Here is a 23,192-nt window from a genome sequence, read left to right as displayed (position 1 = left end):
ACGACCTCCTGTGGCGAATTTATGAATTAAATGAAATAAATTACGATTTTCAATTCTCCATTAGGGTGGTCGAATTCATATTTAATTGTCCAGAAAACACAGGTGCAGTTAACGCTAAAGTTAATGCATGTAATTGTAATTTCATCATTTCCTTCGACCTCCTTTTAGAATTTTTTTCTTACGTTAGTAAGTATATACAATTAATGGATAATTGTAAACATAAAAAATGAAAATTTTTAATTTTGATTAAAATGCGTATATTTAAAAAGGGATTTGAAAGTAAATATTGTAATTAACGAAATATCGATAAAAATGGGGGATGCTAAATGAAATATATGCATCATAACATGATCGTTATGCTAACAATTTTTTTATTCATTGCGGCTTGTTCTAACGGAGAAAGAATAAAAGATATATATGATGTTAGGTCAGATGATTTTAAGAAATATACTGGGACATACGTTGGTAATAATTCAGATGTGGTTGCAATTGTTAATCATTTACCCGGTGGTGGAACAGTTCAAAGTATAAGTTTAGAAAATGAAAATATAAAAGTGAACTATGGCACAAAAGAAAGTGGGGCTCTTACAGAAGAAATGATTGAGACGTATTGGTTTGATGAGAAGGATACGATGAAGAAGAATTTTTTCTTTAATGCTATATATTTAGTGATTTTAGTGCCAAATGCAAAAGCTTATGAGTTTCAAATAGAAAATAAAAACTTTAAGATAACGAGGGAAGAAATGTTATCAATTTTGCATAGGATATTCGATGATTTTCCAAAAGAAAAAGATATATGGGATAAAAATAAAGTTATAAAGTTCTTTAACAGCAATGAAGAAAAAATTAAAATGCTTGTGGAAGATAAAGATTTTCGGAAATCTTTATTTGCTAAATATCCAGTGAACCAGTTGAAATAGTGGGGCAAAGCATATATACAGGTCTGGGAAGAAAAACGCATATTGATCTTCAAAGTCTATTACATTTGGTTGAGCATACAAGTTATCATTTAGGGCAAATAGTAGATCGTACAAAGTCAATAAAGGGACAACAATTTAACTTTTGTCAAAATGGTATAAATGAAAAGAATTTGAGAACAAGAGTTGAAACTTCGAATTTTTAGAAAGAGAGACATTTTAAGAGATATCCCTTATTTTATTGTTATTTCAATTGGATTAACAATTCTTTATATCATAACTAGTAGTATATTTATTCGTAAAGTATCATTTGAACGAACAGTTTAAAATAGTGATAGATTATTCTTTTAGGGAGAAGGAAAATATATGGGAGACACGTCCTCACTAATAACCGTCTTTTTATGCATTGCACTACTAATATTTTGGCGTCGTTATCGCTCCATGCATAAGCCAATAAAGGGATCGGGAAAACGTATTTTATGGCCATTACTATTTTTAACACCAGGTATTGTATGGTTTTTAGGTCCCGTACATCCAGCTATATTGCAAGTAATTATAGCGGTATTCATTGGTGTACTTTTTGCTGTGCCGCTTATAGTATTAACAAATTATGAACGAAGAGATGATGGGAATATTTATACGAAAAAAAGTGCAGCTTTTTTAATTACTTTTATTGCAATTGTCGTTTTGAGATACGGTTCAAGAAAATATATTGTTGACTTAGATCAGCAAACAATAGGTTTATTATTTTATGTTGTTGCAGTATCGTATATTTTTCCTTGGAGAATTGCCTGTTATATAAAGTTTAGAAAAGTTTGGCGGGAAAATAATAATCATGCTATATGAAAACTTCTCATTTGAGAAGTTTTTTTATTTTTACAGGTAAGCAAAACAAGTTGTTGAAGGGCAGGCTGTCATAGAATATGATACATATTATAATGAGGAAAAGTTGAGGGGATAAAAATGCGTACAATTTTACTTTTTCTAAACAACATGTTCATTAGCGAAATCGAGGACATTAGGCAAAAACATGATCCTTTATTTGGATTAATTCCACCGCATATTACAATTGTATTCCCATTTGAAAGTTCGATTTCAAATGATGAGCTGAAATTACATATTATAAATGTATCAAAACCGATACAGAATATAGAAATTGAATTTAAGAATCAAATTACAAGTGAAAGAGAATATTTGTTTTTACGAGTTGAAAAGGGGAAAGAACAAATAGAGGAACTACATAATATTCTATATACAGGACCTTTATTACAATTTTTGAAAGAAGACATTCCGTACATCCCGCATGTAACAGTCGGAAGAAAAGAGAGTGCCGAATTAGCTGCTGAAGTAGTGAAGGAGATTGCTAGTTTTCATGGGAAGTTAAATTGTGTGATTGATAGAATAAGCGTGGAGCGAATTGGAGAGAACGGGGAATCAATTATTGAATTTGAAGTGCCATTTCTAAAAAGCTGACAAAAGTCAGCTTTTTATTTCGTAGCATGAAGTAATGCACCAATTGCACCGCTATTACCACCATCTTGTAAAAAGATTGGTGTTTTATTTTGATATTCGGTGTAGCTACTAATAATATGTTGAAGTTGTACGTTATTACATAAAGTCGAACCAATATAAATAATATGTTTAATGTTTTTTGTTTCAGCGAATTGAAGGCTTAATGCAGTAACGACTTCACCGACAAGTCCTTGTACAGTAGCTAGTATATCGGAGCTACTATTATTTGATTCTGTAATGGCTGTTTTTCCGAAGTTACTAGCAGTTAAGTTATTATCGATAGGGGAAAGAATACCACCATAAATATCTCCAACCGTAATATCTAGTTCTTTTCTAGATCCTACTTTTGTTAGAGGGATTACATCTTCAAAATGATCTATATTTGTTAACAATTTTGAAAGTCCCATAATAGTCCCACCGCCAACTCCGGTTCCACCAGCGCGAATATATTGTTCATTATAAACGTAATGGATAGAAGTACCTGTACCGATATTGGTTAAAATAAAATTGCGTATAGCATGTTTTTCTTCTTTTAATATGTATTGGACACCTGCAAGAGTAGCTTCAAATTCGTTTAGCTCTATTATTTTATATGAACCTGTAAGCAGTTGCTGTAATAGTTTCGATTTACCACCCGTAATACATATTTGTTTTATGCCATTGTTGCTTTTAATCCAATCTATTATTTTATGTTGTTCATGCGAATAAAATTTTTCAAAAGTTAATAGCCTTTTTTCGTTAAAATAAGCTATTTTCGTTAATGTGCCTCCAGCATCGATACCGATAGTACGTTCCATTTTCCTGCTCCTAACTACGTAATATGTTTTCCTATTTATTTTTAATTGGTTGAGAATAGATATTCCCAACTGATATAAGGAACAATTTAATCTGCTTGATATATTAATAGTTTTTCTATAGTTACAATAGGCTGGTCGTTTACAGTTGCAATACCTTTACCAAGAACAAAACCTCGGCGATTGCGCGTTAGTTCATAATGTAAATCAAGTTTATCACCGGGATATGCTTTTCCTTGGAATTCAACTCCATCTAAAGAGGAGAGGAATCCTAGTCCTTCAGAATCACTTGTATGTACAAATGCACTAAGCTGAGCAAGTGCTTCTACAATTAACATATGAGGCATATGTTTTTGACTATCATTTATAAACCATTCGTTATTTGTAATGAGTTTATATCCTGTAACGGATTCACCTTGTTTTACATTTGTTACTTTATCAGTCATTAAAAATGGATAACGATGGGGAAGAGTGTCTTTAATATGCATATGAAAGTACCTCCAATTAATAATACCCCTGCTAAATTTAAGCAGGGGAGTGGGAACTAATTTTTAACTAATTCATTTACTTTTTCAAGAGTGAAAATGCCGCTATTTCTAATGTTTTCAACAACTTGTTGCAACACTTCTTTATCTTGAACGAGTGCAATACGTACGAAGCCTTCTCCGTGAGGTCCAAATGCATGACCAGGTGTAACAACGACATTCGCACGATCCATTAATGCATAAGCGAAGTCTAGAGAAGTCCATCCTTGTGGAATTTCAGCCCAGACAAACATACTACCAGCTGGCTTATCGACATTCCAGCCAAATGTTCGGAATCCATCAACTAAAGTATCTCTCCGTTCTTGATAAATATCGCGGTTTTTCTCACAAAATACAGCGCCATTTCTTAGTGCTGCAGATGCCGCTTTTTGAATTGGTAAAAATACACCGTAATCGGTATTAGATTTAAATTGAGTAAGTGCACGAACAATTTCTTCGTTTCCAATCATATATCCAATACGGCTACCTGCTAAACTATAACTTTTTGACAAAGAATTGATTTCTACACCAACTTCTTTAGCACCATGTACAGAGAGGAAGCTAATGGGCTTATTACCATCGAAATAAAATTCAGCATAAGCAAAATCATGGACAACGATAATATTATGCTTTTTCGCGAATGCGATTACTTCTTTAAAGAAATCTTCATGAGCCATTGCTGGAACGGGATTCCCTGGGAAGTTTAAAATCATCATCTTCGCTTGATCGGCAATTTCTTCAGGGATGACTCCTAAGTCTGGTAAGAAATCATTCTCTTTCTTTAAAGGCATGTAGTAAGATGTTGCACCAGCCATTTGAATACCTGTTTCATAAGCTGTATATCCTGGATCAGGAACTAATATAATATCACCTGGATTTGCATAAACCATAGGTAAATGAACGAGCCCGTCTTGTGAACCCATTAATAATAAAACTTCTTTATCCGCATTTAATAAAACGTTATGAGTGTTGTTGTAATATTCAGTTACAGCTTCGTGAAATTCTTGAATACCTGATAATGTATACCCGTAGCTCTCTTTCTCACTCGCTGTATGTACCATTGTTTCTCTTACAAAATCAGCGGGCGGCATATCAGGATTTCCGATGCTCAAATCAATCATGTTATGACCTGCTGCAATTTTTTCTTTTTTATAGGCTCCTAATTCACTAAATATAGAAGATTGGAATGCTTTCATTCTAGTTGCTAACGTGTAAGTCATCAAAACCCCTCCTAAAACAGTGCTTTCATTCTGCGTTTTTAATTATTCTGAAAACACATGTTTATATTTTATCATTTTTTTATGAAAATTAAAACGATTGACAAATTTAGAGGAAGGATTAGCCTATTTTGAAAAGTATCGATGTAAATAGCGTAGACGTGTTAATTGAAATGTCTATTATAGGATTCATTTTATATAACTTAAGTTATTTTATAGTTTTTATTAAGTATTTGTGGAAGATTTCTAAAGTGAAATAACGCAGAAAATATTTTCTGCGTTTCCTCTGAAATGTAATCATTTCTTTTTATATGTGCATAATTTTTCAACTGTCAAAAAGTATACATTTAATGTACCGTCGGCAACTTTTAAAGTTTGCTCTGATGTAAATGAATTACCATAATCAATGTGATATACATTAGAATTTTTGACAAATGAGCCTTTATATAAATCGTCTTTATTCTTTGTGGTTTGCATTTCTACTAAATTTTGCACAATTTCCTCTTTATTTTCTTTTTTGACAACTGTTTCAAATTTATAATATACAGGGCATTCACCATTTTTATTGTCAACGACTTCCCAAGAACCGTATATATCGTTATTGCTGCATCCACTCAGTAGGATGATTAGTATAGGAATTGTAAGTAGAACCTTTTTCATTTTGTGCTCCTTTCTTTTAAATTTGAATAAACGTGCGAATACGATAGGGATATTATAATAAATAAAGTTTAAATTTTTTTAAAGAATTATTTAATTTCATATAAAAATTTAGGAGAAATTAAATAAGCATGAATCTAGTGTAAAGTCAGATTCATGCTAGTACCATAGCCTATGTTATGTCTTTTTTGAGGATAAATAAAGAGGAAAGCAGAAGCACTATTCCATTTAATATATATACGCTTGCGATCATAAAGGCTAACGTACCTGCGCCAAATCCTGCTTTATCGAATATAGAAGCAAATGTTGCGATAGTCAAAAAGATAATGGGAGTCAGTAGTAAAAATATGAAACCTGCCACGATTCTTTTTTTTAAACTATGTCGAGATAAGGAAATGGCTAAAAAGTTTAGGATGCTAAACAGCGCAATTGCAAAGAGCAGGACAATAAATACTTGGATGCCATCAGACATTTTACCACTCCTTTTATAAAGAGTACTCTTTATAATCTATTCGAAATAAAAGAGGGATACTCCTTTAGATAATTTCAATAAACGTAATAAATAGGCGTATTATAAAACAAAGAAGTATGGATTCAATATTATATCCATACTTCTTTGTTTATTTTATAAATTCGCAGATTGCGAATGTTGTTTTTCATAATGTTTCTGCTTAGAAAGGGAAATAGAAATAATCAATAATGAAACGACCCCGAAGATGAGAACCATATATTGTAACCCAATTGTATCTAAGAAGAACCCTGTGCCAAGTAAGACGATTTGGAACATAACCCTCTCAAACATATTACGGAATGAGAAGAGGCGACCGTGATAACTTTTTTCAACTTTCGTTTGGAAAATCGTCGACATAATAGGGAAGAAGCAGCCAACACTAAACCCAAACAAACCAAATGATGTAAGAGCCATCCATTTTATATCGCTAAAGAACAATGATAGGTGTGCAAAAGCAGTACAAACTGCGAAGAAATATAGTAATTTTTCAGGTTTGAAATGATCAGATAGACGTTTAATTACGAAGGCACCTAACATAAATGCGACTCCTTCAATTGTATATATGAACCCTTTAATCGTAGGATCATGTTGCATTTCGCTAATGTTAATAACCATTAAATTAAACCCAGCTATAAATAAAAGAGGGATAATACTTAATATAAGTGCTGTAAAAGCAATAGGAATTCCTTTTAAAATACGAAATACTTCCATAAAGCTATTATCTTTTGCAGCTTGTTTACTTGGTGTTGTTGATTTCTTATCTTCGAATTGCAGGAAGAAAGTCGAGAGGAATAATAAGGCGTATGCTGCCATTGAGAAGGCATACATGTACTGTAAACTCATCACAACTAAAAGAATTCCACCTAGTGAAGTACCTGCAATACGAGCGATTGTACCAACATTCATATGTACACCGTTCATTTGTAATAACTCATGCTCACTTACGATGAGTGGAATCACAGATTGTAATGCAGGGAAATAAAATGCTGCTGAAATTTGAAGAGCAACCATAAATGCAATCATAAATGCGATACTTTCAAATTGAATAGCGAAAAACATAAAGATAACACTTAAAACTCGACCAAACCCAGCGTAAAGAAGAACTTTTTTCTTCTCATACTGATCGATGACACGGCCAGCCATAGGTCCAACTAGAACACCGGCTAATAGTCCGATAAATAATATAACTGATTTCATGAAATCAGAAGGGACATATTTTTGCATAAATTCAAGGTTGCCAAGAATACCAAGCCATAAGCCTAGACCTGCAATAAACTCCCCAATTAAAACAATCCAAACGTTTTTATTACGCCACATAACATAAAACCTCTCCGTCTTTTAAAATGAAAAACTCGTATATAAAACCTCCTTATTTATGTATTATTTTCATACGAACTTTTTTAGAGTCAGAGTCTATATTACGTGTTTCATAATTGGATTTCAATCTTTTTGATTTGCCGAAAATTTGATTCGTTAATTGATGAAATAAGCAATTGAAATGTAAAAGACATATGGTTAAAAATAGCGAAAATAAAAAAGCAAGAACGTATAACTACGTCTTGCTTTTACAAAGTACAAAATTAAAAATTAATTTCACTTAGCAACATCTACGCTCTTGTCCAATAGCTAAAGCGCTAAAAGATAGTGGGCCAACAACTTCTGCGCTTGCACCACTAGTAAGGTTTTCTACAGTTAATGAATATTCGTGTGTTCCACTGCTAACGTTTTGATCTATAGCTTGAAATGTTTGTACGTAGAATTGTTCAGAATCTGTAGATTCAATACCTACTTGTGCATTAAAAATTTCAATATTATCACGAAAAATTCGGAATAAAACTTGTGAAGTCCCAGTTATACCTTCTACACCAATTGTAGCGATTAATTCTACTCGATTATTACGTGAATCTCTACTTGAAATTCTCAATTTCAAATTTGCTAAAATTGCTTTATTTGGAGAAGCTGGGATTGCAAAAGTTGTTTCACCAGTTTTACTTATAGGTTGAGTAGCTTGGTAATCAATGATATGAGTCATATTCTTCACCTCCTCATATACTAGAATATGAAAATAGTGAAGAATTAGCTTGGACAAATACTAGATTATTTAATAGAGTCAACAACAATTATTGAAAGAAGAAATTCACATAAAAGCATCAAGAATATATCACAATAAGATGATATTTTTCTTAATGCTTTTTGTAATTAAGCAGAATATTCTTCTTTACGTACTTCAAAAAATTCATTACGTCGTAAGTAATTATAGATTTTCTCTGAAACCTTTTCTTCTTCAGACACTAAGAAACGATGATCAAAAGCGTAGAACGATTGACCTTTAATTAATTTTACGTAATACATATTAAACGCCTCCTGACACTTGATTATTACTTGCTTCATATTATGATGGCCTATATGTCTGCTAAAAATACTTGGAGTTTCAAAAGGGGGTACGTAAAGTGATGAAAGAGCTTACAATTCTGTAAGGTTTATGTCACCTTTTTCGATAGTTTACATTCACCAATTTCTTCTATACTACAAATAAGTTACATAAAATAAGGGGGTAAAAAGATGGATGAAGTAATTGGAGAAGTTGTAGCAGGTATTTGTGAATTTGTAGTGGAAGTAACAGCAGATGCTATAGGAAGTTTAGTTTCCGGAAATGATGAGGAAAAAGAAACATTATAATAATTTGTAAAAGTATAAAGTTGATCAAATTATAAAGGCTGATTTCTAAAGGGAAGTCAGCTTTTTTATTTTTTACATTATATTAATCTGATTTGAATATTCATTTGTTATTATAATGAAGAAACCTATATAAGGAGGTGAATAAACAAATATGTCGAATTCGGGGGCTGATTTATCTGTTTCTCGTTTGATTGTGGCAAATGTAGAGGAAAAGGAATATCATTTTATTGTTCGTGAACATCCGATTGTAGGGAAATTTATATCGCTATTTGAAAATGGAAAAGAATATGGTTTACTAGATAAACAAATCGCTAATAAAGATAAATTTATTACATCGGAGCTTACTAAATTAGATTATTTTAACATAGATGTTTTATATCATACACCTGGATGGATATGGATTGGTATGGATCAATTTGGATTACATGCTCGTGAGGCTACTTATAACGAAGTAGATGTTATTATGAAGTTGAAAGAGGATTTATATTATATAGACGTATATGAAGAAATAAAAATGTAATAAATATTTAATCAGGTTAGGGGAGAAGTTCCCGTAGCCTTTTTTATTTAATAGTAAAAGTAAAATTTATATTATGTTGATGATAGGACAGCACGATAAGAAGTGAGATGAAAAGAGGATTTGAAAATACATGAAGAGAATTGTAATAATTATATGAATCGTATATGTAAATTACAATAGAAAGAAGATGATAAAATGAGTAAAGAGGAGCTTGTGAAAAAACAGTTTGGCAGTAATGCAGATAAGTATGTGAATAGTAAAATACATGCTAAAGGACAGGACTTACAGCATGTAGTTCAACAAGTTGAATCTCGCCATAATAATCGTCTTCTTGATGTTGCTACTGGTGGAGGACATGTTGCGAATATGTTAGCACCTATGTTTGAAGAAGTAGTTGCACTTGATTTAACAGAACAAATGTTAGAAAAAGCAAAAAGTTTTATAAAGCAGAATGGTCATGAAAATGTGTCTTTTGTAGCAGGAAACGCAGAGGATTTACCATTTGCAGATCATTTTTTTGATACAATTACATGCCGGATTGCAGCCCATCATTTTACGAATCCGGCTCAATTTATTTATGAAGTAAATCGTACGTTGGAGGATAATGGATTATTCATCTTAATAGATAATGTTTCGCCAGAAAATAATGAATATGATACATTTTATAATTTTATAGAAAAGAAGCGGGACCCAAGTCATGAACGAGCTCTAAAAAAGACAGAATGGCTTACTTTATTAGAAAAAAACGGTTTGCAAATGCAGTCATGTCTTACTTTTGATAAGAAGTTTGATTTTGACTGGTGGTGTAATATGATGGATGTCCCTGTACAAAAGCGTGAAAAATTAACAGAATGTATGATGAAAGCACCAAACGAAATGAAGGAATATTTTAATATTCAACTTAAAAATAATAAAGTAGATTCGTTCTATACTGAAATGGCTATGTTTATATGTAAAAAAAGTACAACATTAAAAAGATAAATGTGTTGCAGTCTTTCTGAAGTACGATATACTTAGTACAGAGAAACTGTGAATTGAGGAATAGTTATTATGATTCGTGTACGCATTGAAGGTACTGAGGAAGAAATGCTTGAATTTATGGGGAAAATGCCAGACATTCCTGGATTTGAAAAGACACATATGAGAGAGCCAAGAAAAGGAAATAACCCGAAATACGATTCAAGTAAAAATGTACTAGCATATTTGTCTTATAAAAAGATTGAAGTCGCCAATAAATAGGCGGCTTTTTTAGTTTGCGCTGTTTCACCGCCTTGTCTTTTTCACATAATAATAATAGTAGATTATTCTGAAGAGGGGTGAGAATAGTTAATAAGAAAATCATCTTTTTTGGAGACTTTGGTATTGATGACGCCGTAGCGTTAATTTATGCAAATAAAACATGTAAATTAGATATTCTAGGTATTGTTGCAGAGTACGGGAATGTATCACGAGATATCGTTACGGAAAATGTTTATTTTTTAGAAAGGTACTATGCTACACAAGTGAAAATTATTGAAGGTGCGAGTAGGCCGATGACAGCTGAAGAACCTTTGTTTTTCCCTGAAATCCATGGGGATCACGGTTTAGGTCCTATTATTCCACCTGAAATGAGAATTTGTAAACGAGAAAATTTTTGTGAATTAATCAAATTAATCGAACCTTGTCCAGAAGATATTATAATTGTGGCGACAGGAAGACTAACGACGCTTGCTACGTTATTTTTATTGTATCCAAATATAATGGATCGTATTTGTTCGTATTATATAATGGGCGGTGCTTTCCTATTTCCAGGTAATGTTACACCAGTATCTGAAGCGAATTTTTATGGTGATCCAATTGCAGCAAATATTGTTATGAAATATGCGAAAAACGCTACTATATACCCGTTAAATGTAACACAGGGTGCGCTTATTACGCCTGAAATGGCCAATATAATAGATAAACAAGGAACTGGACAGGCGAAACTCATTAAACCAATGATTGATTTTTATTATGAGAATTTTTATAAAAAAGAATATCCAGGTATTGGTGGAAGTCCCATACACGATTTACTACCGTTTGTCTCGTTTATAAACGATAGTATTTTCGAATATAAAAAATCGGCAGTGTGGATTAGTACGACAAATGATGTTACTAGGGGCCAAAGTGTAGCTGACTTTAGAAAAATAGCTGAACCAACAAGGTTTGATGATCGGCCGATTCAGAGAATTGCTGTTGGTTTTAACTATCCTGCTTTTAAAGAAGAGTTTATGCGAACAATATTGAAGCCAGATTGTCCTTAATGTGTGTAATAACAAGTCGGATAAATCGTTAGTTCGAAAAATAGTTTATCGGTGTGTATTATTCTCAAAAATCTTATAGTTGAGCAGCATGAATAACTTATGAAAAATGTCACATAACTAATGGTAAGCAATTGTTTCTAATTATATTTTGATTGGTTAAATATAAAGGAGGTTATTATATGATTTGGTCTTTAATTGTTGGTGGTTTATTAGGATGGTTTGCAAGCTTAATTACTGGAAGGGATGTACCAGGTGGTGTAATTGGTAATATTATTGCTGGTATTATCGGTTCTTGGATTGGTACGAAATTACTTGGTAGTTTCGGTCCTGTAATAGGCGGATTTGCAATCATTCCTGCTTTAATTGGTGCGGTTATTTTGATCTTCATTGTGAGTTTTTTACTACGAGCAATGCGGAAATGAATGTAGCAGGACTGTTTACATTTGTAAGCAGTCCTTTTTATATGTTATGCTAGTATTATACAATCAGGAGGTGTCAGCATTGAAATCATTTACAGTAAATTTCCATCAAGAAGATAATGCAAAAGCGACAACAGTACATAAATTAAGTGAAGAGGACTTCAATAAAGCAACTGAAAAAGGTACTCGTCATTTATTTGATTTAGACACAAACGTTGGCTTCTTCGTATTCTTTGATGCAGAAGATGCAGAAGGAAATGATCAATACTTAATGTTACAATATGAAGGAGATCATGAAGAACCAACTGCGTGTTATGGATTTGATTTAAAACTATACTATCAATTTTTAGCACTATACTTAAATGATCTGGAATACCAAGGTGAAACAGATGAGGAAGAGGAAGAATATGGTCCAATTCATCATTTAGCTCACTTACTTTATCATATTGTTGAAGACGGTAAGTCAATCGAAGTGTAATATACATATTTAAAGCTGTCCTTTTGGGGCAGCTTTTTTATATGACATTGAAATGGTGTACTTTGAGCTAAATAAAGTGAAGCTTTAATCAGTGGGGGGTTCATCCCCGCTGATTATTAGCCCTACCAATCGGGCTTTTACGGGCAGCCCTTACCCCCATCTAACTTCTTTGCTTCGACGTGGGGATCTTACTGCCCGGCAAATAGCGGGATAAATTAATAATAGAAATTTATTTATTAAGTAGGATTATTTATTACTTTCATGTTAGTATCGTAAAACACCTGTTATAATGATTGTAATTAAATTCATGGAGGCTAATTCTATGCTTGTAGATGTAAAAGCTTTTATTAAAGCTGCAGGTTTAACATGTATTTCATCATTAAGTGGAGATAATACATTTGCTTATAATTTTGAAACTGTAAAAAGCACTATCGCTACATTTTTTAAGAAACTAAGATTTACCGTTTAATTTCATTTCAACCAGTAGGAAAAGAGCAATCACTTCCTACTGGTTTTTTTCTGTTTCAAGGAGCTGTTGTGACGGCATATTTTCAGCTATAGATAGAGGATATTATCATTGAGAAGAGAAGGTTTAAATAAGGAGATGAATACAGTGATTAACAATATAATTCCAAGTTTTTTAAAATTATGGGAAAGTGACGATTTAGAATTAGAACTCCTTAATCGATACTTTACTTCGCATTCAGAGATATTTGAAGAATACTTTAAGTATCATTGTCCTAAAACGAAAGAACGTCTTTCTAATGCCATTAAACAATATCCCGCAAAAATAGAAGATATTCGTATTATTGCAGAATCATTACCAATCATTATTCAAGAGGTAACAAATGAATATCGTAATAAATATAACTTTGATGTAAATATGAAATTCCATTTATTCGTTGGAGGATTTGGTTCAAATGCATTTGTAGAAAGGGAAATCATTGGAGACATATTTTTTGCGGCAGAAAAATTATCTCCAGATTTGAATCATCTTCGTGTTATTGCTGCTCACGAAATAGGTCATATATATCATAATGTTATGCTACAAAATACTGGAATGGATTGGACTAGGGCTGAATGGATCGATGCGTCGGTAAGTTTGTATCGTGAAGGTGTTGCAACTTATTTATCAAAAAAAATCGTTAAAGATTTAAATGAGTCTGTTTACTACTCATATAATAGTGACGGTGATCCATGGCTACAATATTATAAAGAAAATGAAGAGAAAATAAAGAAACGTTTTTTAAAAGATTATGTTGAAGGATGGACAGATGAAAAAGAGAAAGAATGGTTCCGTTTATCAGGAGGTAGTTACTTCGGATATAACAGACTTGGTTACTTTTTAGGAACAGCTTTTGTAACATATTTTGTACAAGCCTTTGGAGAGAATGAAGCACTGACTTTTTGGAACAAACATAATTTGAAAAGTAGTGTAATGGGTTGGTTATCGAAATGAATAAGATGCAATAGGGGGGAAATGATGAAAGGGTATTTGAAAATAGTCATGTTGTTTTTGGCTTTAGCATGTATGTTTGCGCTAGCAGCATGTAATGGGACAGACGAAAAAAAGGAAACAAATCCAACCTTGGAAAATAATAAAAATGAACAAAGCAATTCTTCAGAAGAACAGAAAAATCCTGAAGCAAAACCAAGTAATGAAAAAACAAGAAAACCATCACCTGAGCCAGATTCGAAAGATAGAACACTTAATCAAAAATCAATTAACCACGTTAAAGATTTGTTTGAACTAGCAAAAGAAGGAAAAGTACCTAATATACCATTTGGAGCCCATACAGGGGATATTGAAGAAATTGAAAAAGCGTGGGGGAAAGCAAATAAAATCGAATATGCAGGGAATGGAATGTATGCAACTTTTACAAATAAAAATGTTGTTTTCGGATTTAATAAAGGGTCACAAGTTTTTGATGTACGCTCATATCATGCAGAACTAAAATCGATTACATTACAAGAAATTGAAAAAGCGTTAGGAAAACCATCTTCAGTTAAAGGGAATGGTGAAGACAAAATATATGTATACAAAGTAAATAACCAGTATGAGTTAAAATTTGTCATTCCAAAATCGACTGGTAAGGTAGATCATATTTCCGTGTTTTCACCAGAGGATAGTATTAATAAAATGGCAGGATAAGAAATTAAGTGATTTCAAAAACACCTCACTTTCTTTAAGTGAGGTGTTTTTAGTTGTAAACAAGGAACGTTTCCTTTCATATGTGAAATACTTCACTTTTATTTTTTAGCATGCATCCAATAAGAAATGTTGATCTACTGAAAAAGTAGTAACTTATAAATTGTGTGTAGGATGGTTCACGATTTTTTTACGTTCCAAATGTTGAACGAACAGTGCTTGAACGATGCCCCCAACTAATAAGAAGCAAGCGCAAATATAAAAAAGCATACTACCACTTAGTTTACTTAATAAAACTGCACCAATAACTGGTCCACACGTTCGAGATATATCCCAATGTATACCGTAAATTGAAAAATATAAACCACGTTTATCATGAGGTGCAATTTCTGAAACGAATCGTAATAAATGGTTTAGAGCAATACTTTCTCCAATGACTAAAAAGAGTAAGGTGAAGAATAACGACAATATCGTCGTTGAATAACTAAAGCCAACTGCAGCTATTGTAAAGCAGGTATAAGAAATAAGGATGATTTTCGCCATAGAAAATCGTTCAGACCATTTTACGAGGAAGATTTGTAGAATGATTTCCAAAATGGCTTTGCATGTTGAAATAAATGCGAGTATGAATACGAGATTAGGAAATACATGTTCTGCAAAAATACGATAATTCGTCTCAGTTTGTGCATAAAAAAAGCTAATAGGAAGTGTAGAAAACATAAGACCGAATATGGCGTAATGTTTAAAAACAAATTGCTTTGGTGAACTTGCCTCAATTGTTTGTTTCGTCTTACTTATAGTCGGAACGGTTTCTGGGAGCTGGGTCCAAACAACAACGGCATATATCGTAAGGGTTACACTTTGCACGATAAATAAATATTCTGGGTGAGTATTATAAAAACTTGCACCGATTAAAGGGCCGATTACGGATCCAATTGCTCCCATCGTTTGTAGAAGAGCAAAAATTTCTGCTTGCTGCTCTTTTTTTGTTAAATCAGCAATTTGTGCACGTTGAGCCGGAATATATAAGGAACGGCCAATGCCATTAATGACATATAACAGTGCAAATATAAAAATGGATTGAGCGAAAACGAAACTACCGATTGCAACACTTTGTAGCAATAAGCCGAGTAACATAATCTTTTTTCGGCCATATTTATCAGTAATTCCTCCAGCAATAAGTGTAAATAAAATGTCTGAAAGTGGCTGTAATCCGAAAATCAGCATAGTTATTATTACATTGCCGTTTAACATTTTATTAACGTAAATAATCATAATGATAGCTAACATAGATTCAGTCGTTCGGGTTAATAATTCACCACACAGTCTAATAAAAATAGGTTTATTGTAACGAAGTAAGAGATAATTCAATATTAATTCCTCCTTTCTATATTGAAATGATAAGATGAAAGAAGAATTGGAAAAAGGGTAGAAACAATAGGGAGTATTTTTCACCTTTTAGGGGGATTATGATGTTTATTTTAGATCAATATATTGAACTATGGATTGCTTATGGAAAAGGGAAAAAAGAGGGAGAACGATTGGAAGTAACAGTGCAAAATATATCTGAAACATTATTTTGTACAGAGCGTAATAGTAAATTAATTATAAAAAAATTAGATGAGTTAAATTGGATCAAGTGGTTTCCAGGTCGCGGCAGGGGAAATCGTTCTAAGTTAATATTTCAAAAGCACCCGATGTCTTTAATTTTAGATAGAGGAAAAGAAATAACGAAAAAAGGGGATGTGAAAAGCGGAAGCATATTTGTGGAACGCTATAGCTCACATTTTCCGTCAGTAAAGGGAGAATATCACCGCTGGGTAGATTCAATATTTGGTCATAAGATTGAAATGACATCTGAAGGGAGAAGAGATGTACTCCGGTTGCAAGTACAAATGAATTTAGATATCACATTAGATCCTGTATACGCTACAATGCGTTCAGAATGTCATATGGTAAAACATATATTCGACACACTCGTGTATGTAGACGGTAATACAAACATTATAGAGCCAAGACTTGCATTTCACTGGGAATATAATGACGCTGAAAAAATATGGACGTTTTATTTACGAAAAGGAGTTCACTTTCATAATGGAAAACAACTTACTGCACATGATGTTATATACTCATTGAATCGATTTATGAAGCTGGAAAATAATGCACACGCTTGGATGTTACAACACGTTGAAAGTATCCGTTCAGTGGATGACTACGTTGTCGAAATTCAATTACATACGGAAAATAAAATGTTTTTACATATGATAAGTGCAGAACAGTGTTCTATCGTGAATGAAGATGAAGCAGGAGAGCTAATTGGAACAGGGTCTTTTCAATTATATAAAAGTAATGAAAATCTGTTCATTTTAGAAGGTCATCCTTTATATTTTCGTGAAAGACCTTTTTTAGATCGTGTTGAGTTGTGGAATGTAGAACAAGGTGTAAGTACATACGATGTTTTAGTAAAGGCGCAGTATAAAGATAAAGAAAAACATAATAAAGAATTGTCTCGGCTTGAGTCGAACGTGACATATCTAACATGTAATCTTACGAAAGAAGGACCAATGCAAGATGAGTTATTTCGGAAAGCGTTATATAAAATCATTCATGGTTATACAATCGTTCAAGAACTCGGCGGAGAACGTGGAGAAGTGGCAAAGAAACTAATATTAGCAGGTGAAAGCATTGTAGAGATTGAGGAAGATGTAGAAAGTTTAATTAAAAGGAGTACTTATCATAATGAAGTGCTACAGCTCTACACATTTACAGGACGAGATCATGTTGAAGATGCACAATGGATACAAAAAGAGTGTGCGAAGTACGGGATTCGTGTAGAAAATAATTTTCTTGATATAGAAGAGCTATTGGAAGTAAGTACGATACAAAAGGCTGATATGATGCATGATAGTGCCACAATAAGCGAACGAATAGAAGATAGTCTATTATATATGTTTCTTACAAAAAATAGTTTTATTCATGGACAAAGCAACATGGACTTTTATGAAAAGTTGTCTATTTATTTTAAACAAGAAGAATTAGAGAAAAGAGTTACATTGTTACGCGATATTGAGGATACTTTGTTACGTCAAATTCATATTATTCCTTTGTATCGTAATAAACAAGAGGTAAGTACACATGAAAAAGTCCAAAATATAATGATTAATTCACAAGGTTGGATTGATTTTTATAATATTTGGTTTAAATCTTGATATATAAGGGCTTTTGCGCATTTTCATAAGATGTGTAAGAGCCTTTTTTGTATGTAGGAATAGGTTTGTTTTACACATTGTTACGCTACTTGTGATAAAAGTCTATTTACAGCGTAACAGTGTTATGTTACATTGATATCAGGAAGGAGTGTTATATAGTTGAGTACAGATTTGATTTCAAAAAAAGATTTATTAGAACTAACTGGCATTTCATACGGACAGTTATATAGGTGGAAAAGAAAAAATTTAATACCGGAAGATTGGTTTGTACGAAAGTCAACATTCACGGGTCAAGAGACATTTTTTCCGAAAGAAAAGATATTAGAGCGTATTGATAAAATCCAAACGATGAAAGAGGATTTATCACTTGATGAACTAGCGAATATGTTTTCACCGAGTGTGAGAGAAATTCTTTTAACAAAGGAAGACATTTTACGTAAGGGGATTGCATCAGAACCAGTTTTACAATTTTTCATAGAACAAACGAATAAAACAGCAGAGTTTCAATTTGTAGATATTCTTTATGTGTACATGTTAGAAGAATTATTACAATCGGGAGATATTAGTTTAGAAGAAGGAAAAATGGTCTTGCAAGTTTTACGTGAAAATTATGAAGCAATTAAACATAAAACTTGTGATTTAATCATTGTACGAAAGTTAGGGATTTCTACATGTTTATTAGTTTCAAACGTGGAAGATTTAATTTTTGAAAAAGGCACTAAAATCGTTTTACGCGAAGCGATTATGAAATATACCGAAGCATTAAAAACGAAATTGTTGTAGTGGAGGAGAAAGTATGCGTACAGATAATTTGATTATAAATGGTTACGGTTCATCGAATGGTGGCGAGTTTCATAAAGTGCAATTAAACGGAAAAGGTACTGTGAATGGAAATGTTGAATGTGACCAATTTGAATGTAACGGTTACGGTGCCGTTACTGGAAATTTGAAAAGTAGCAATGCAAGAATTAGTGGATCAGGTAAAATCGACGGTACAGTTCATGCTGAAACGATGCGAATTGATGGAAAAGCAACAATTACGCAAGATGTGAAGGCAAACAGTTTGAAAATTGCAGGAAAAGGTACGGTAGGTGGAAATGTCACTGGTGAAGAATTTAAAGTCAATGGTCAAGCGACAATTGATGGTAATTGTGAAGTGGATACGTTTTCTTCAGAAGGACAATTTACAATTGGTGGATTACTAAGCGCTGATGAAATAAATATTAATATTCACGGTACATGTCGAGCGAAAGAAATTGGTGGTCAAACGATTAAAGTAAAACATAGACTAAGTACTTTTAGTAGGCTGTTTAAATCAGTATTTGGTATGCAATTAGAGGCTGAACTATTAGAAGGTGACAATATCGATATTGATTATGCTCACATAAGAACGGTAAGAGGAAATAATGTTACGGTAGGACCGAACTGTGAGATTGAACTGATCGAATATACGGGTGTTCTTACTGTTGATAAAAGCGCAAATGTAAAAGAAATGAAGCAGATTTAATGGAAGGGAGAAAATGATATGGAACATCAACATAGTCTTACTGTTAATGGTTCTGGTAGTTCAGCAGGCGGAGATTATAATAAAGTGAAGATTCGCGGTGAAGGAACGATTTCTAATGACATGAGCTGTAATGAATTTAAAACGTACGGCACGAGTGAAGTGTGCGGTAATATGAAAGTGAAAAGTTATGTCGTGTATGGAGATAGTGAAGTACAAGGAAATGTAGATGCGGAATATGTAAAAGTATACGGAAATACACAAATGCATAGTGATGCTCATATTGAAAAAATAAAAGTAAGAGGTATGATAGAAGTTAAGGGGAAATTAACTGGTGATTTCGTAGATGTGAAAGGCGCTTTAAATGTAAAAGGAGATATTGAAGTTGAAGAACTGTCACTAACTGGTGGCCTTGAAAGTGATGGATTACTTAATGCTGAAAATATTGAAATTTCACTTCGTTATGAAGGTAGCAAAGTAAGAGAAATTGGCGGTAAGAAGATTACCGTTCGTAAAAAAGCGAGATTTATTCCATTTACAAATCATGCTGGAAGCCTCCAAACGTCTATCATTGAAGGAGATGAGATTTATTTAGAGCATACGATTGCTGAAGTAGTAAGAGGAAATAATGTTACAATTGGTCCCGGATGTGAAATTAGTGTTGTAGAATATCATACTAGTTTTAATCAAAAAGGTAATGCAGTCGTAAAGGAACATAAACAAATATAAGTAGTACGAGGGAGAGCAAGTTTATGGTTGAAAAGAATAATAAGCTCGGCTTTGTTGTAGCGGGCTTATTGCTAGGTATTTTAATGGCATCAATGGATAATACCATTGTCGTAACAGCGATGGGAACAATCGTTGGTGATTTAGGAGGCCTTGAAAACTTTGTATGGGTCGTTTCTGCCTATATGGTCGCAGAAATGGCAGGTATGCCGATATTCGGAAAACTATCAGATATGTATGGTAGAAAGAGGTTCTTTATTTTCGGTTTAATCGTCTTTATGATTGGTTCGGCGCTTTGTGGTACTGCTGAAAATATTACACAGTTAGGGATTTATCGTGCCATTCAAGGTATTGGCGGCGGGGCATTAGTGCCGATCGCGTTTACTATCGTTTTTGATATTTTCCCTCCTGAAAAGCGCGGGAAAATGGGTGGTTTATTCGGAGCAGTATTTGGTTTATCAAGTATTTTTGGTCCGTTGCTTGGTGCGTATATTACAGATTACATAAGCTGGCACTGGGTATTTTATATTAACTTACCGCTTGGCGTTTTAGCACTTATTTTTATTACATTCTTTTATAAAGAGTCACGAGTTCATAGAAAGCAAAAAATTGATTGGTTTGGCGCAATTACTTTAGTTGGTGCAGTAGTTTCTTTAATGTTTGCGCTTGAACTTGGCGGACAAAAGTATGATTGGGATTCTAACTTTATTTTAAGTTTATTTGGTGGATTCGTTATTTTAATTATTGCATTCATTTTTATTGAACGTAAAGTAGAAGAACCGATCATTTCATTTGAGATGTTTAAACAACGTTTGTTCGGAATGAGTACAATTATTGCTTTATGTTACGGAGCTGCATTTATGTCAGCAACTGTATACATTCCATTATTCATTCAAGGTGTATACGGTGGCACTGCAACAAACTCAGGATTATTACTTTTACCAATGATGTTAGGCTCAGTCGTAACAGCGCAGTTAGGTGGTTTTTTAACGACAAAGCTTAGCTACCGAAACATTATGATCATTTCTGTGGTTATTATGCTAATTGGACTATTTTTATTAAGCACATTAACGCCAGAAACAAGTCGTGCATTATTAACAGTGTATATGATCATTATCGGATTTGGAGTCGGTTTCTCATTCTCTGTACTAAGTATGGCAGCTATTCACAACTTCGGTATGGAACAGCGCGGATCTGCGACTTCGACGAGTAATTTCATTCGTTCATTAGGTATGACACTTGGTATTACAATCTTCGGAATGATTCAAAGAACAGGTTTCCAAGATCAATTAGAAGAAGCATTTAAAGGTATGAGCGGGGGAATGAATACAAACACATTAAGGGATTCAAGAGCCATTTTATCAGAATCGGCAAGATCTCAAATCCCTCCGCAAATATTAGATAAGATTATTGATGCTCTTTCTAGTTCAATTGTTCAAACATTCATGTGGGCATTGGTACCAGCTGGATTAGCATTCATATTCATTTTCTTTATGGGAAATGAGCGCATGGTAATTAAGAAACAACAAAAGAATAAAAAGAGCGAAACATCAAAAGCGTAATGAAAAAGCTCCTTTCCAATTGGAAAGGAGCTTTTTCGTATGTATGGTGTTAGATTAGCCTTCGATAATTTCGTATTCTTCGTCTGCAAGTAATAAAATTTGTGTTTTCTTACCTTTGTTTTGAACTTCGATTACATCGTATGCACCTAAGTCTCTTACTTTGCTTTGAGAAGCGTTAACCATAACTTCCATAGAATCGATTAAGATATCTTCTTCAATGTATGATTCAGGCAATGCCATATCTTCAGTTTCTAATACACATGCATATAGATTTTGTAAGTTTTCAGCAGTTGGGTTTTGTTCCTCAACATCAATGATGTTTTTTACTGCTTCCATATTTTCTTCTTTTACTTGGTATACTTTAATTTTAGCCATTGTTTTAATCTCCTTTATAACGTAATCGTAGAGGCTACACTTCATTATAACGTTTTTTTCATGAAAGATGAAATTGTTATATGTATTTATAGTAAAAATTATGTGTTATTACTCATTATTGGTGTAATTCCCTTACTAATATTATGAATAGGTAACGATATTCCTACGTTAAAGTTATATTGTCCAAGCTTTTTTGTTTTCCTTTCATATATATGTATTAGTTATTCTATATAGAGAAGGGATGGAGTGTAAGTGGATTGTGAGCCGAAACGTGATTGTGGATGTTGCCAAAATAGTATATGTGAATTTTTACAAAGTCTAGAACCGTATACTAAAGTTGAAAGTATTGTAATAGCAGGAAACGAAATCGTTGTATCCTATTTTCTTTCGTTTAATGTGATGAAAGGGATTGTATCATTTGTACAAGAAGACAATGAGGTTATTTTTGTAGATTGCTCAAAAATTGATGCAATCCGAATAGGAAAAGTTTGTAGTTGCAAATCGAAAGTTAAATATATTGAAGAGGACTTTAGCTTGCTAGGAAATGTTTGCCCGCAATGTTTAACAGAGGGGAGTACAATCTTTTTCGATTTTAACAATCCTGAATTAAATGTGTCTTTCCAAGCAACAACAATTAATCCACCTAGATGTACTGAATTTACAGATGAACTTGGGAATGTAGTAAAGCAAATTACTATAGTAGGTGAAGCGAGAGTTTCTAGAGATTTTGTTCAAGTACCTGAACTGGTAGGTTTTCGATTACTTTTATCACATCCAGCTGGAGACCCTTTAAACTACGGATTATTATTTATTAATTTTCCTGATACGATTTTTATTTTTATATTGGCATCAAGCGGATACCTTTCCATTTCGAACTGTTTAAAAATAGAGGGCGGAACTGGTGATGCCAAAATAGAAGAGATGAAAAAAATGATAGAGGATGACGTTAACACGTACAAATCAGTTGTTAAATTGACTAAAGTATATAAGAACGGTGAGACGGAATCTTTTATTTATAAAAATGAGTTATAATACATGTATTTAAATGCACCCTCAAACTATTGTTGAGGGTTGTTACATAATTAATTATGTTGATCATTTTATAGTTAGTAGATGTTATAATCATTTTATGTTTACTGATATTTTATAAATATTCG

At 32.9% G+C, this 23,192-nt stretch carries 28 protein-coding genes and 2 pseudogenes; 20 read left to right on the top strand and 10 right to left on the bottom strand.

Features of this window, described 5'->3' with window-relative positions:
- The first annotated feature begins 326 nt into the window (after positions 1–326).
- From ACTJJY_RS07530 to ACTJJY_RS07510, 5 genes and pseudogenes are all read left to right on the top strand, one after another.
- The gene (locus ACTJJY_RS07530) at positions 327–920 is read left to right on the top strand and encodes a DUF4825 domain-containing protein (RefSeq protein ID WP_440605324.1); all 594 of its coding nucleotides are present in this window, start codon (positions 327–329) and stop codon (positions 918–920) included.
- Positions 921–1,123: pseudogene (locus ACTJJY_RS07525) on the top strand (hypothetical protein); the annotation flags it as partial.
- A gap of 13 nt (positions 1,124–1,136) precedes the next feature.
- A pseudogene (locus ACTJJY_RS07520) lies at positions 1,137–1,244 on the top strand (DUF4052 family protein); the annotation flags it as partial.
- 39 nt (positions 1,245–1,283) lie between these two features.
- Positions 1,284–1,763, top strand: a complete 480-nt coding sequence (locus tag ACTJJY_RS07515) for a CcdC family protein (RefSeq protein WP_089171274.1) — start codon at positions 1,284–1,286, stop codon at positions 1,761–1,763.
- Positions 1,764–1,880: 117 nt separating this feature from the next.
- Positions 1,881–2,390, top strand: coding sequence for a 2'-5' RNA ligase family protein (locus ACTJJY_RS07510; protein ID WP_053564188.1), 510 nt, complete (start codon positions 1,881–1,883; stop codon positions 2,388–2,390).
- 14 nt (positions 2,391–2,404) lie between these two features.
- On the opposite strand, the gene coaW is transcribed toward ACTJJY_RS07510, so the two are convergent.
- The 8 genes from coaW to ACTJJY_RS07470 form a co-directional block, all read right to left on the bottom strand.
- Positions 2,405–3,226, bottom strand: coding sequence for a type II pantothenate kinase (gene coaW / locus ACTJJY_RS07505; protein WP_440605323.1), 822 nt, complete (start codon positions 3,224–3,226; stop codon positions 2,405–2,407).
- Positions 3,227–3,312: 86 nt separating this feature from the next.
- Entirely contained in the window at positions 3,313–3,711 is a 399-nt protein-coding gene (locus tag ACTJJY_RS07500; RefSeq protein ID WP_065484095.1) for a 3-hydroxyacyl-ACP dehydratase FabZ family protein, read from the bottom strand.
- A 56-nt stretch (positions 3,712–3,767) separates the two neighbouring features.
- Complete coding sequence (locus tag ACTJJY_RS07495) at positions 3,768–4,967, bottom strand: LL-diaminopimelate aminotransferase (protein WP_000222704.1); 1,200 nt, start codon at positions 4,965–4,967, stop codon at positions 3,768–3,770.
- A 294-nt stretch (positions 4,968–5,261) separates the two neighbouring features.
- Complete coding sequence (locus ACTJJY_RS07490) at positions 5,262–5,624, bottom strand: hypothetical protein (RefSeq protein WP_095690690.1); 363 nt, start codon at positions 5,622–5,624, stop codon at positions 5,262–5,264.
- Positions 5,625–5,793: 169 nt separating this feature from the next.
- Complete coding sequence (locus ACTJJY_RS07485) at positions 5,794–6,093, bottom strand: hypothetical protein (protein WP_095690691.1); 300 nt, start codon at positions 6,091–6,093, stop codon at positions 5,794–5,796.
- A 153-nt stretch (positions 6,094–6,246) separates the two neighbouring features.
- Entirely contained in the window at positions 6,247–7,449 is a 1,203-nt protein-coding gene (locus ACTJJY_RS07480) for an MFS transporter (protein WP_000269265.1), read from the bottom strand.
- Between the two features lie 280 nt (positions 7,450–7,729).
- Entirely contained in the window at positions 7,730–8,164 is a 435-nt protein-coding gene (gene exsC / locus ACTJJY_RS07475; protein WP_095690692.1) for an exosporium protein ExsC, read from the bottom strand.
- A gap of 167 nt (positions 8,165–8,331) precedes the next feature.
- Complete coding sequence (locus ACTJJY_RS07470) at positions 8,332–8,484, bottom strand: YqbF domain-containing protein (RefSeq protein ID WP_000291907.1); 153 nt, start codon at positions 8,482–8,484, stop codon at positions 8,332–8,334.
- Positions 8,485–8,962: 478 nt separating this feature from the next.
- On the opposite strand from ACTJJY_RS07470, the gene ACTJJY_RS07465 reads away from it, so the two are divergent.
- The 9 genes from ACTJJY_RS07465 to ACTJJY_RS07425 all read left to right on the top strand — a co-directional run bounded on the left by ACTJJY_RS07465 (position 8,963) and on the right by ACTJJY_RS07425 (position 14,662).
- Complete coding sequence (locus ACTJJY_RS07465) at positions 8,963–9,331, top strand: hypothetical protein (protein WP_095690694.1); 369 nt, start codon at positions 8,963–8,965, stop codon at positions 9,329–9,331.
- A 195-nt stretch (positions 9,332–9,526) separates the two neighbouring features.
- Positions 9,527–10,312, top strand: coding sequence for a class I SAM-dependent methyltransferase (locus ACTJJY_RS07460; RefSeq protein WP_000031312.1), 786 nt, complete (start codon positions 9,527–9,529; stop codon positions 10,310–10,312).
- Between the two features lie 69 nt (positions 10,313–10,381).
- Complete coding sequence (locus tag ACTJJY_RS07455) at positions 10,382–10,570, top strand: DUF3970 family protein (protein ID WP_000621885.1); 189 nt, start codon at positions 10,382–10,384, stop codon at positions 10,568–10,570.
- Positions 10,571–10,647: 77 nt separating this feature from the next.
- Positions 10,648–11,613: a nucleoside hydrolase gene (locus ACTJJY_RS07450; protein ID WP_001223685.1), complete on the top strand. Its 966-nt coding sequence runs from the start codon at positions 10,648–10,650 to the stop codon at positions 11,611–11,613.
- Between the two features lie 179 nt (positions 11,614–11,792).
- A complete protein-coding gene (locus tag ACTJJY_RS07445; RefSeq protein WP_000638310.1) occupies positions 11,793–12,035 on the top strand; it encodes a GlsB/YeaQ/YmgE family stress response membrane protein in 243 nt (80 codons plus the stop codon).
- Between the two features lie 79 nt (positions 12,036–12,114).
- Positions 12,115–12,510, top strand: a complete 396-nt coding sequence (locus ACTJJY_RS07440) for a hypothetical protein (RefSeq protein WP_000834885.1) — start codon at positions 12,115–12,117, stop codon at positions 12,508–12,510.
- Positions 12,511–12,832: 322 nt separating this feature from the next.
- Complete coding sequence (locus tag ACTJJY_RS07435) at positions 12,833–12,979, top strand: hypothetical protein (protein ID WP_000959551.1); 147 nt, start codon at positions 12,833–12,835, stop codon at positions 12,977–12,979.
- Positions 12,980–13,114: 135 nt separating this feature from the next.
- Positions 13,115–13,969: an Hsp33 family molecular chaperone HslO gene (locus ACTJJY_RS07430; protein WP_144465356.1), complete on the top strand. Its 855-nt coding sequence runs from the start codon at positions 13,115–13,117 to the stop codon at positions 13,967–13,969.
- A gap of 21 nt (positions 13,970–13,990) precedes the next feature.
- Positions 13,991–14,662: a YjgB family protein gene (locus ACTJJY_RS07425; protein WP_141241039.1), complete on the top strand. Its 672-nt coding sequence runs from the start codon at positions 13,991–13,993 to the stop codon at positions 14,660–14,662.
- Positions 14,663–14,815: 153 nt separating this feature from the next.
- On the opposite strand, the gene ACTJJY_RS07420 is transcribed toward ACTJJY_RS07425, so the two are convergent.
- A complete protein-coding gene (locus tag ACTJJY_RS07420; protein WP_098127925.1) occupies positions 14,816–16,030 on the bottom strand; it encodes an MDR family MFS transporter in 1,215 nt (404 codons plus the stop codon).
- A gap of 101 nt (positions 16,031–16,131) precedes the next feature.
- Between ACTJJY_RS07420 and ACTJJY_RS07415 the strand changes: the two genes are divergently transcribed.
- From ACTJJY_RS07415 to ACTJJY_RS07395, 5 genes are all read left to right on the top strand, one after another.
- The gene (locus ACTJJY_RS07415; RefSeq protein WP_440605322.1) at positions 16,132–17,868 is read left to right on the top strand and encodes an ABC transporter substrate-binding protein; all 1,737 of its coding nucleotides are present in this window, start codon (positions 16,132–16,134) and stop codon (positions 17,866–17,868) included.
- Between the two features lie 159 nt (positions 17,869–18,027).
- A complete protein-coding gene (locus ACTJJY_RS07410) occupies positions 18,028–18,651 on the top strand; it encodes a YhbD family protein (protein ID WP_000102246.1) in 624 nt (207 codons plus the stop codon).
- Positions 18,652–18,664: 13 nt separating this feature from the next.
- Positions 18,665–19,375 (top strand): bactofilin family protein, encoded by a 711-nt coding sequence (locus tag ACTJJY_RS07405; RefSeq protein ID WP_001258371.1) that lies wholly within the window; start codon positions 18,665–18,667, stop codon positions 19,373–19,375.
- An 18-nt stretch (positions 19,376–19,393) separates the two neighbouring features.
- Positions 19,394–20,101 (top strand): polymer-forming cytoskeletal protein, encoded by a 708-nt coding sequence (locus ACTJJY_RS07400; protein WP_000401031.1) that lies wholly within the window; start codon positions 19,394–19,396, stop codon positions 20,099–20,101.
- A gap of 23 nt (positions 20,102–20,124) precedes the next feature.
- Positions 20,125–21,660, top strand: coding sequence for an MDR family MFS transporter (locus ACTJJY_RS07395; RefSeq protein WP_089171264.1), 1,536 nt, complete (start codon positions 20,125–20,127; stop codon positions 21,658–21,660).
- Positions 21,661–21,714: 54 nt separating this feature from the next.
- Here ACTJJY_RS07395 and ACTJJY_RS07390 read toward each other — a convergent pair whose 3' ends face one another.
- Positions 21,715–22,035 carry a hypothetical protein gene (locus tag ACTJJY_RS07390; RefSeq protein WP_001062742.1) on the bottom strand — a complete coding sequence of 107 codons (321 nt, stop codon included), beginning with the start codon at positions 22,033–22,035 and terminating at the stop codon, positions 21,715–21,717.
- Positions 22,036–22,287: 252 nt separating this feature from the next.
- On the opposite strand from ACTJJY_RS07390, the gene ACTJJY_RS07385 reads away from it, so the two are divergent.
- Complete coding sequence (locus ACTJJY_RS07385) at positions 22,288–23,067, top strand: BC_2878 family exosporium-associated protein (protein WP_440605321.1); 780 nt, start codon at positions 22,288–22,290, stop codon at positions 23,065–23,067.
- Positions 23,068–23,192: the final 125 nt, after the last annotated feature.

The sequence above is a fragment of the Bacillus sp. 22475 genome, from assembly GCF_052044835.1.
GTDB lineage: Bacteria > Bacillota > Bacilli > Bacillales > Bacillaceae_G > Bacillus_A > Bacillus_A cereus.
The sequence above is the reverse complement of the archived record's forward strand: the minus strand, read 5'-3'. Positions and strand labels throughout refer to the sequence as shown.

What these genes read in the sequence shown, in the direction of transcription:
- ACTJJY_RS07530 (WP_440605324.1), top strand. Translation starts at nt 327, where the DNA reads ATGAAATATATGCATCATAACATGATCGTTATGCTAACAATTTTTTTA.
- ACTJJY_RS07515 (WP_089171274.1), top strand. Translation starts at nt 1,284, where the DNA reads ATGGGAGACACGTCCTCACTAATAACCGTCTTTTTATGCATTGCACTA.
- ACTJJY_RS07510 (WP_053564188.1), top strand. Translation starts at nt 1,881, where the DNA reads ATGCGTACAATTTTACTTTTTCTAAACAACATGTTCATTAGCGAAATC.
- coaW (WP_440605323.1), bottom strand. Translation starts at nt 3,226, where the DNA reads ATGGAACGTACTATCGGTATCGATGCTGGAGGCACATTAACGAAAATA.
- ACTJJY_RS07500 (WP_065484095.1), bottom strand. Translation starts at nt 3,711, where the DNA reads ATGCATATTAAAGACACTCTTCCCCATCGTTATCCATTTTTAATGACT.
- ACTJJY_RS07495 (WP_000222704.1), bottom strand. Translation starts at nt 4,967, where the DNA reads ATGACTTACACGTTAGCAACTAGAATGAAAGCATTCCAATCTTCTATA.
- ACTJJY_RS07490 (WP_095690690.1), bottom strand. Translation starts at nt 5,624, where the DNA reads ATGAAAAAGGTTCTACTTACAATTCCTATACTAATCATCCTACTGAGT.
- ACTJJY_RS07485 (WP_095690691.1), bottom strand. Translation starts at nt 6,093, where the DNA reads ATGTCTGATGGCATCCAAGTATTTATTGTCCTGCTCTTTGCAATTGCG.
- ACTJJY_RS07480 (WP_000269265.1), bottom strand. Translation starts at nt 7,449, where the DNA reads ATGTGGCGTAATAAAAACGTTTGGATTGTTTTAATTGGGGAGTTTATT.
- exsC (WP_095690692.1), bottom strand. Translation starts at nt 8,164, where the DNA reads ATGACTCATATCATTGATTACCAAGCTACTCAACCTATAAGTAAAACT.
- ACTJJY_RS07470 (WP_000291907.1), bottom strand. Translation starts at nt 8,484, where the DNA reads ATGTATTACGTAAAATTAATTAAAGGTCAATCGTTCTACGCTTTTGAT.
- ACTJJY_RS07465 (WP_095690694.1), top strand. Translation starts at nt 8,963, where the DNA reads ATGTCGAATTCGGGGGCTGATTTATCTGTTTCTCGTTTGATTGTGGCA.
- ACTJJY_RS07460 (WP_000031312.1), top strand. Translation starts at nt 9,527, where the DNA reads ATGAGTAAAGAGGAGCTTGTGAAAAAACAGTTTGGCAGTAATGCAGAT.
- ACTJJY_RS07455 (WP_000621885.1), top strand. Translation starts at nt 10,382, where the DNA reads ATGATTCGTGTACGCATTGAAGGTACTGAGGAAGAAATGCTTGAATTT.
- ACTJJY_RS07445 (WP_000638310.1), top strand. Translation starts at nt 11,793, where the DNA reads ATGATTTGGTCTTTAATTGTTGGTGGTTTATTAGGATGGTTTGCAAGC.
- ACTJJY_RS07435 (WP_000959551.1), top strand. Translation starts at nt 12,833, where the DNA reads ATGCTTGTAGATGTAAAAGCTTTTATTAAAGCTGCAGGTTTAACATGT.
- ACTJJY_RS07430 (WP_144465356.1), top strand. Translation starts at nt 13,115, where the DNA reads ATGAATACAGTGATTAACAATATAATTCCAAGTTTTTTAAAATTATGG.
- ACTJJY_RS07425 (WP_141241039.1), top strand. Translation starts at nt 13,991, where the DNA reads ATGATGAAAGGGTATTTGAAAATAGTCATGTTGTTTTTGGCTTTAGCA.
- ACTJJY_RS07415 (WP_440605322.1), top strand. Translation starts at nt 16,132, where the DNA reads ATGTTTATTTTAGATCAATATATTGAACTATGGATTGCTTATGGAAAA.
- ACTJJY_RS07405 (WP_001258371.1), top strand. Translation starts at nt 18,665, where the DNA reads ATGCGTACAGATAATTTGATTATAAATGGTTACGGTTCATCGAATGGT.
- ACTJJY_RS07400 (WP_000401031.1), top strand. Translation starts at nt 19,394, where the DNA reads ATGGAACATCAACATAGTCTTACTGTTAATGGTTCTGGTAGTTCAGCA.
- ACTJJY_RS07395 (WP_089171264.1), top strand. Translation starts at nt 20,125, where the DNA reads ATGGTTGAAAAGAATAATAAGCTCGGCTTTGTTGTAGCGGGCTTATTG.
- ACTJJY_RS07390 (WP_001062742.1), bottom strand. Translation starts at nt 22,035, where the DNA reads ATGGCTAAAATTAAAGTATACCAAGTAAAAGAAGAAAATATGGAAGCA.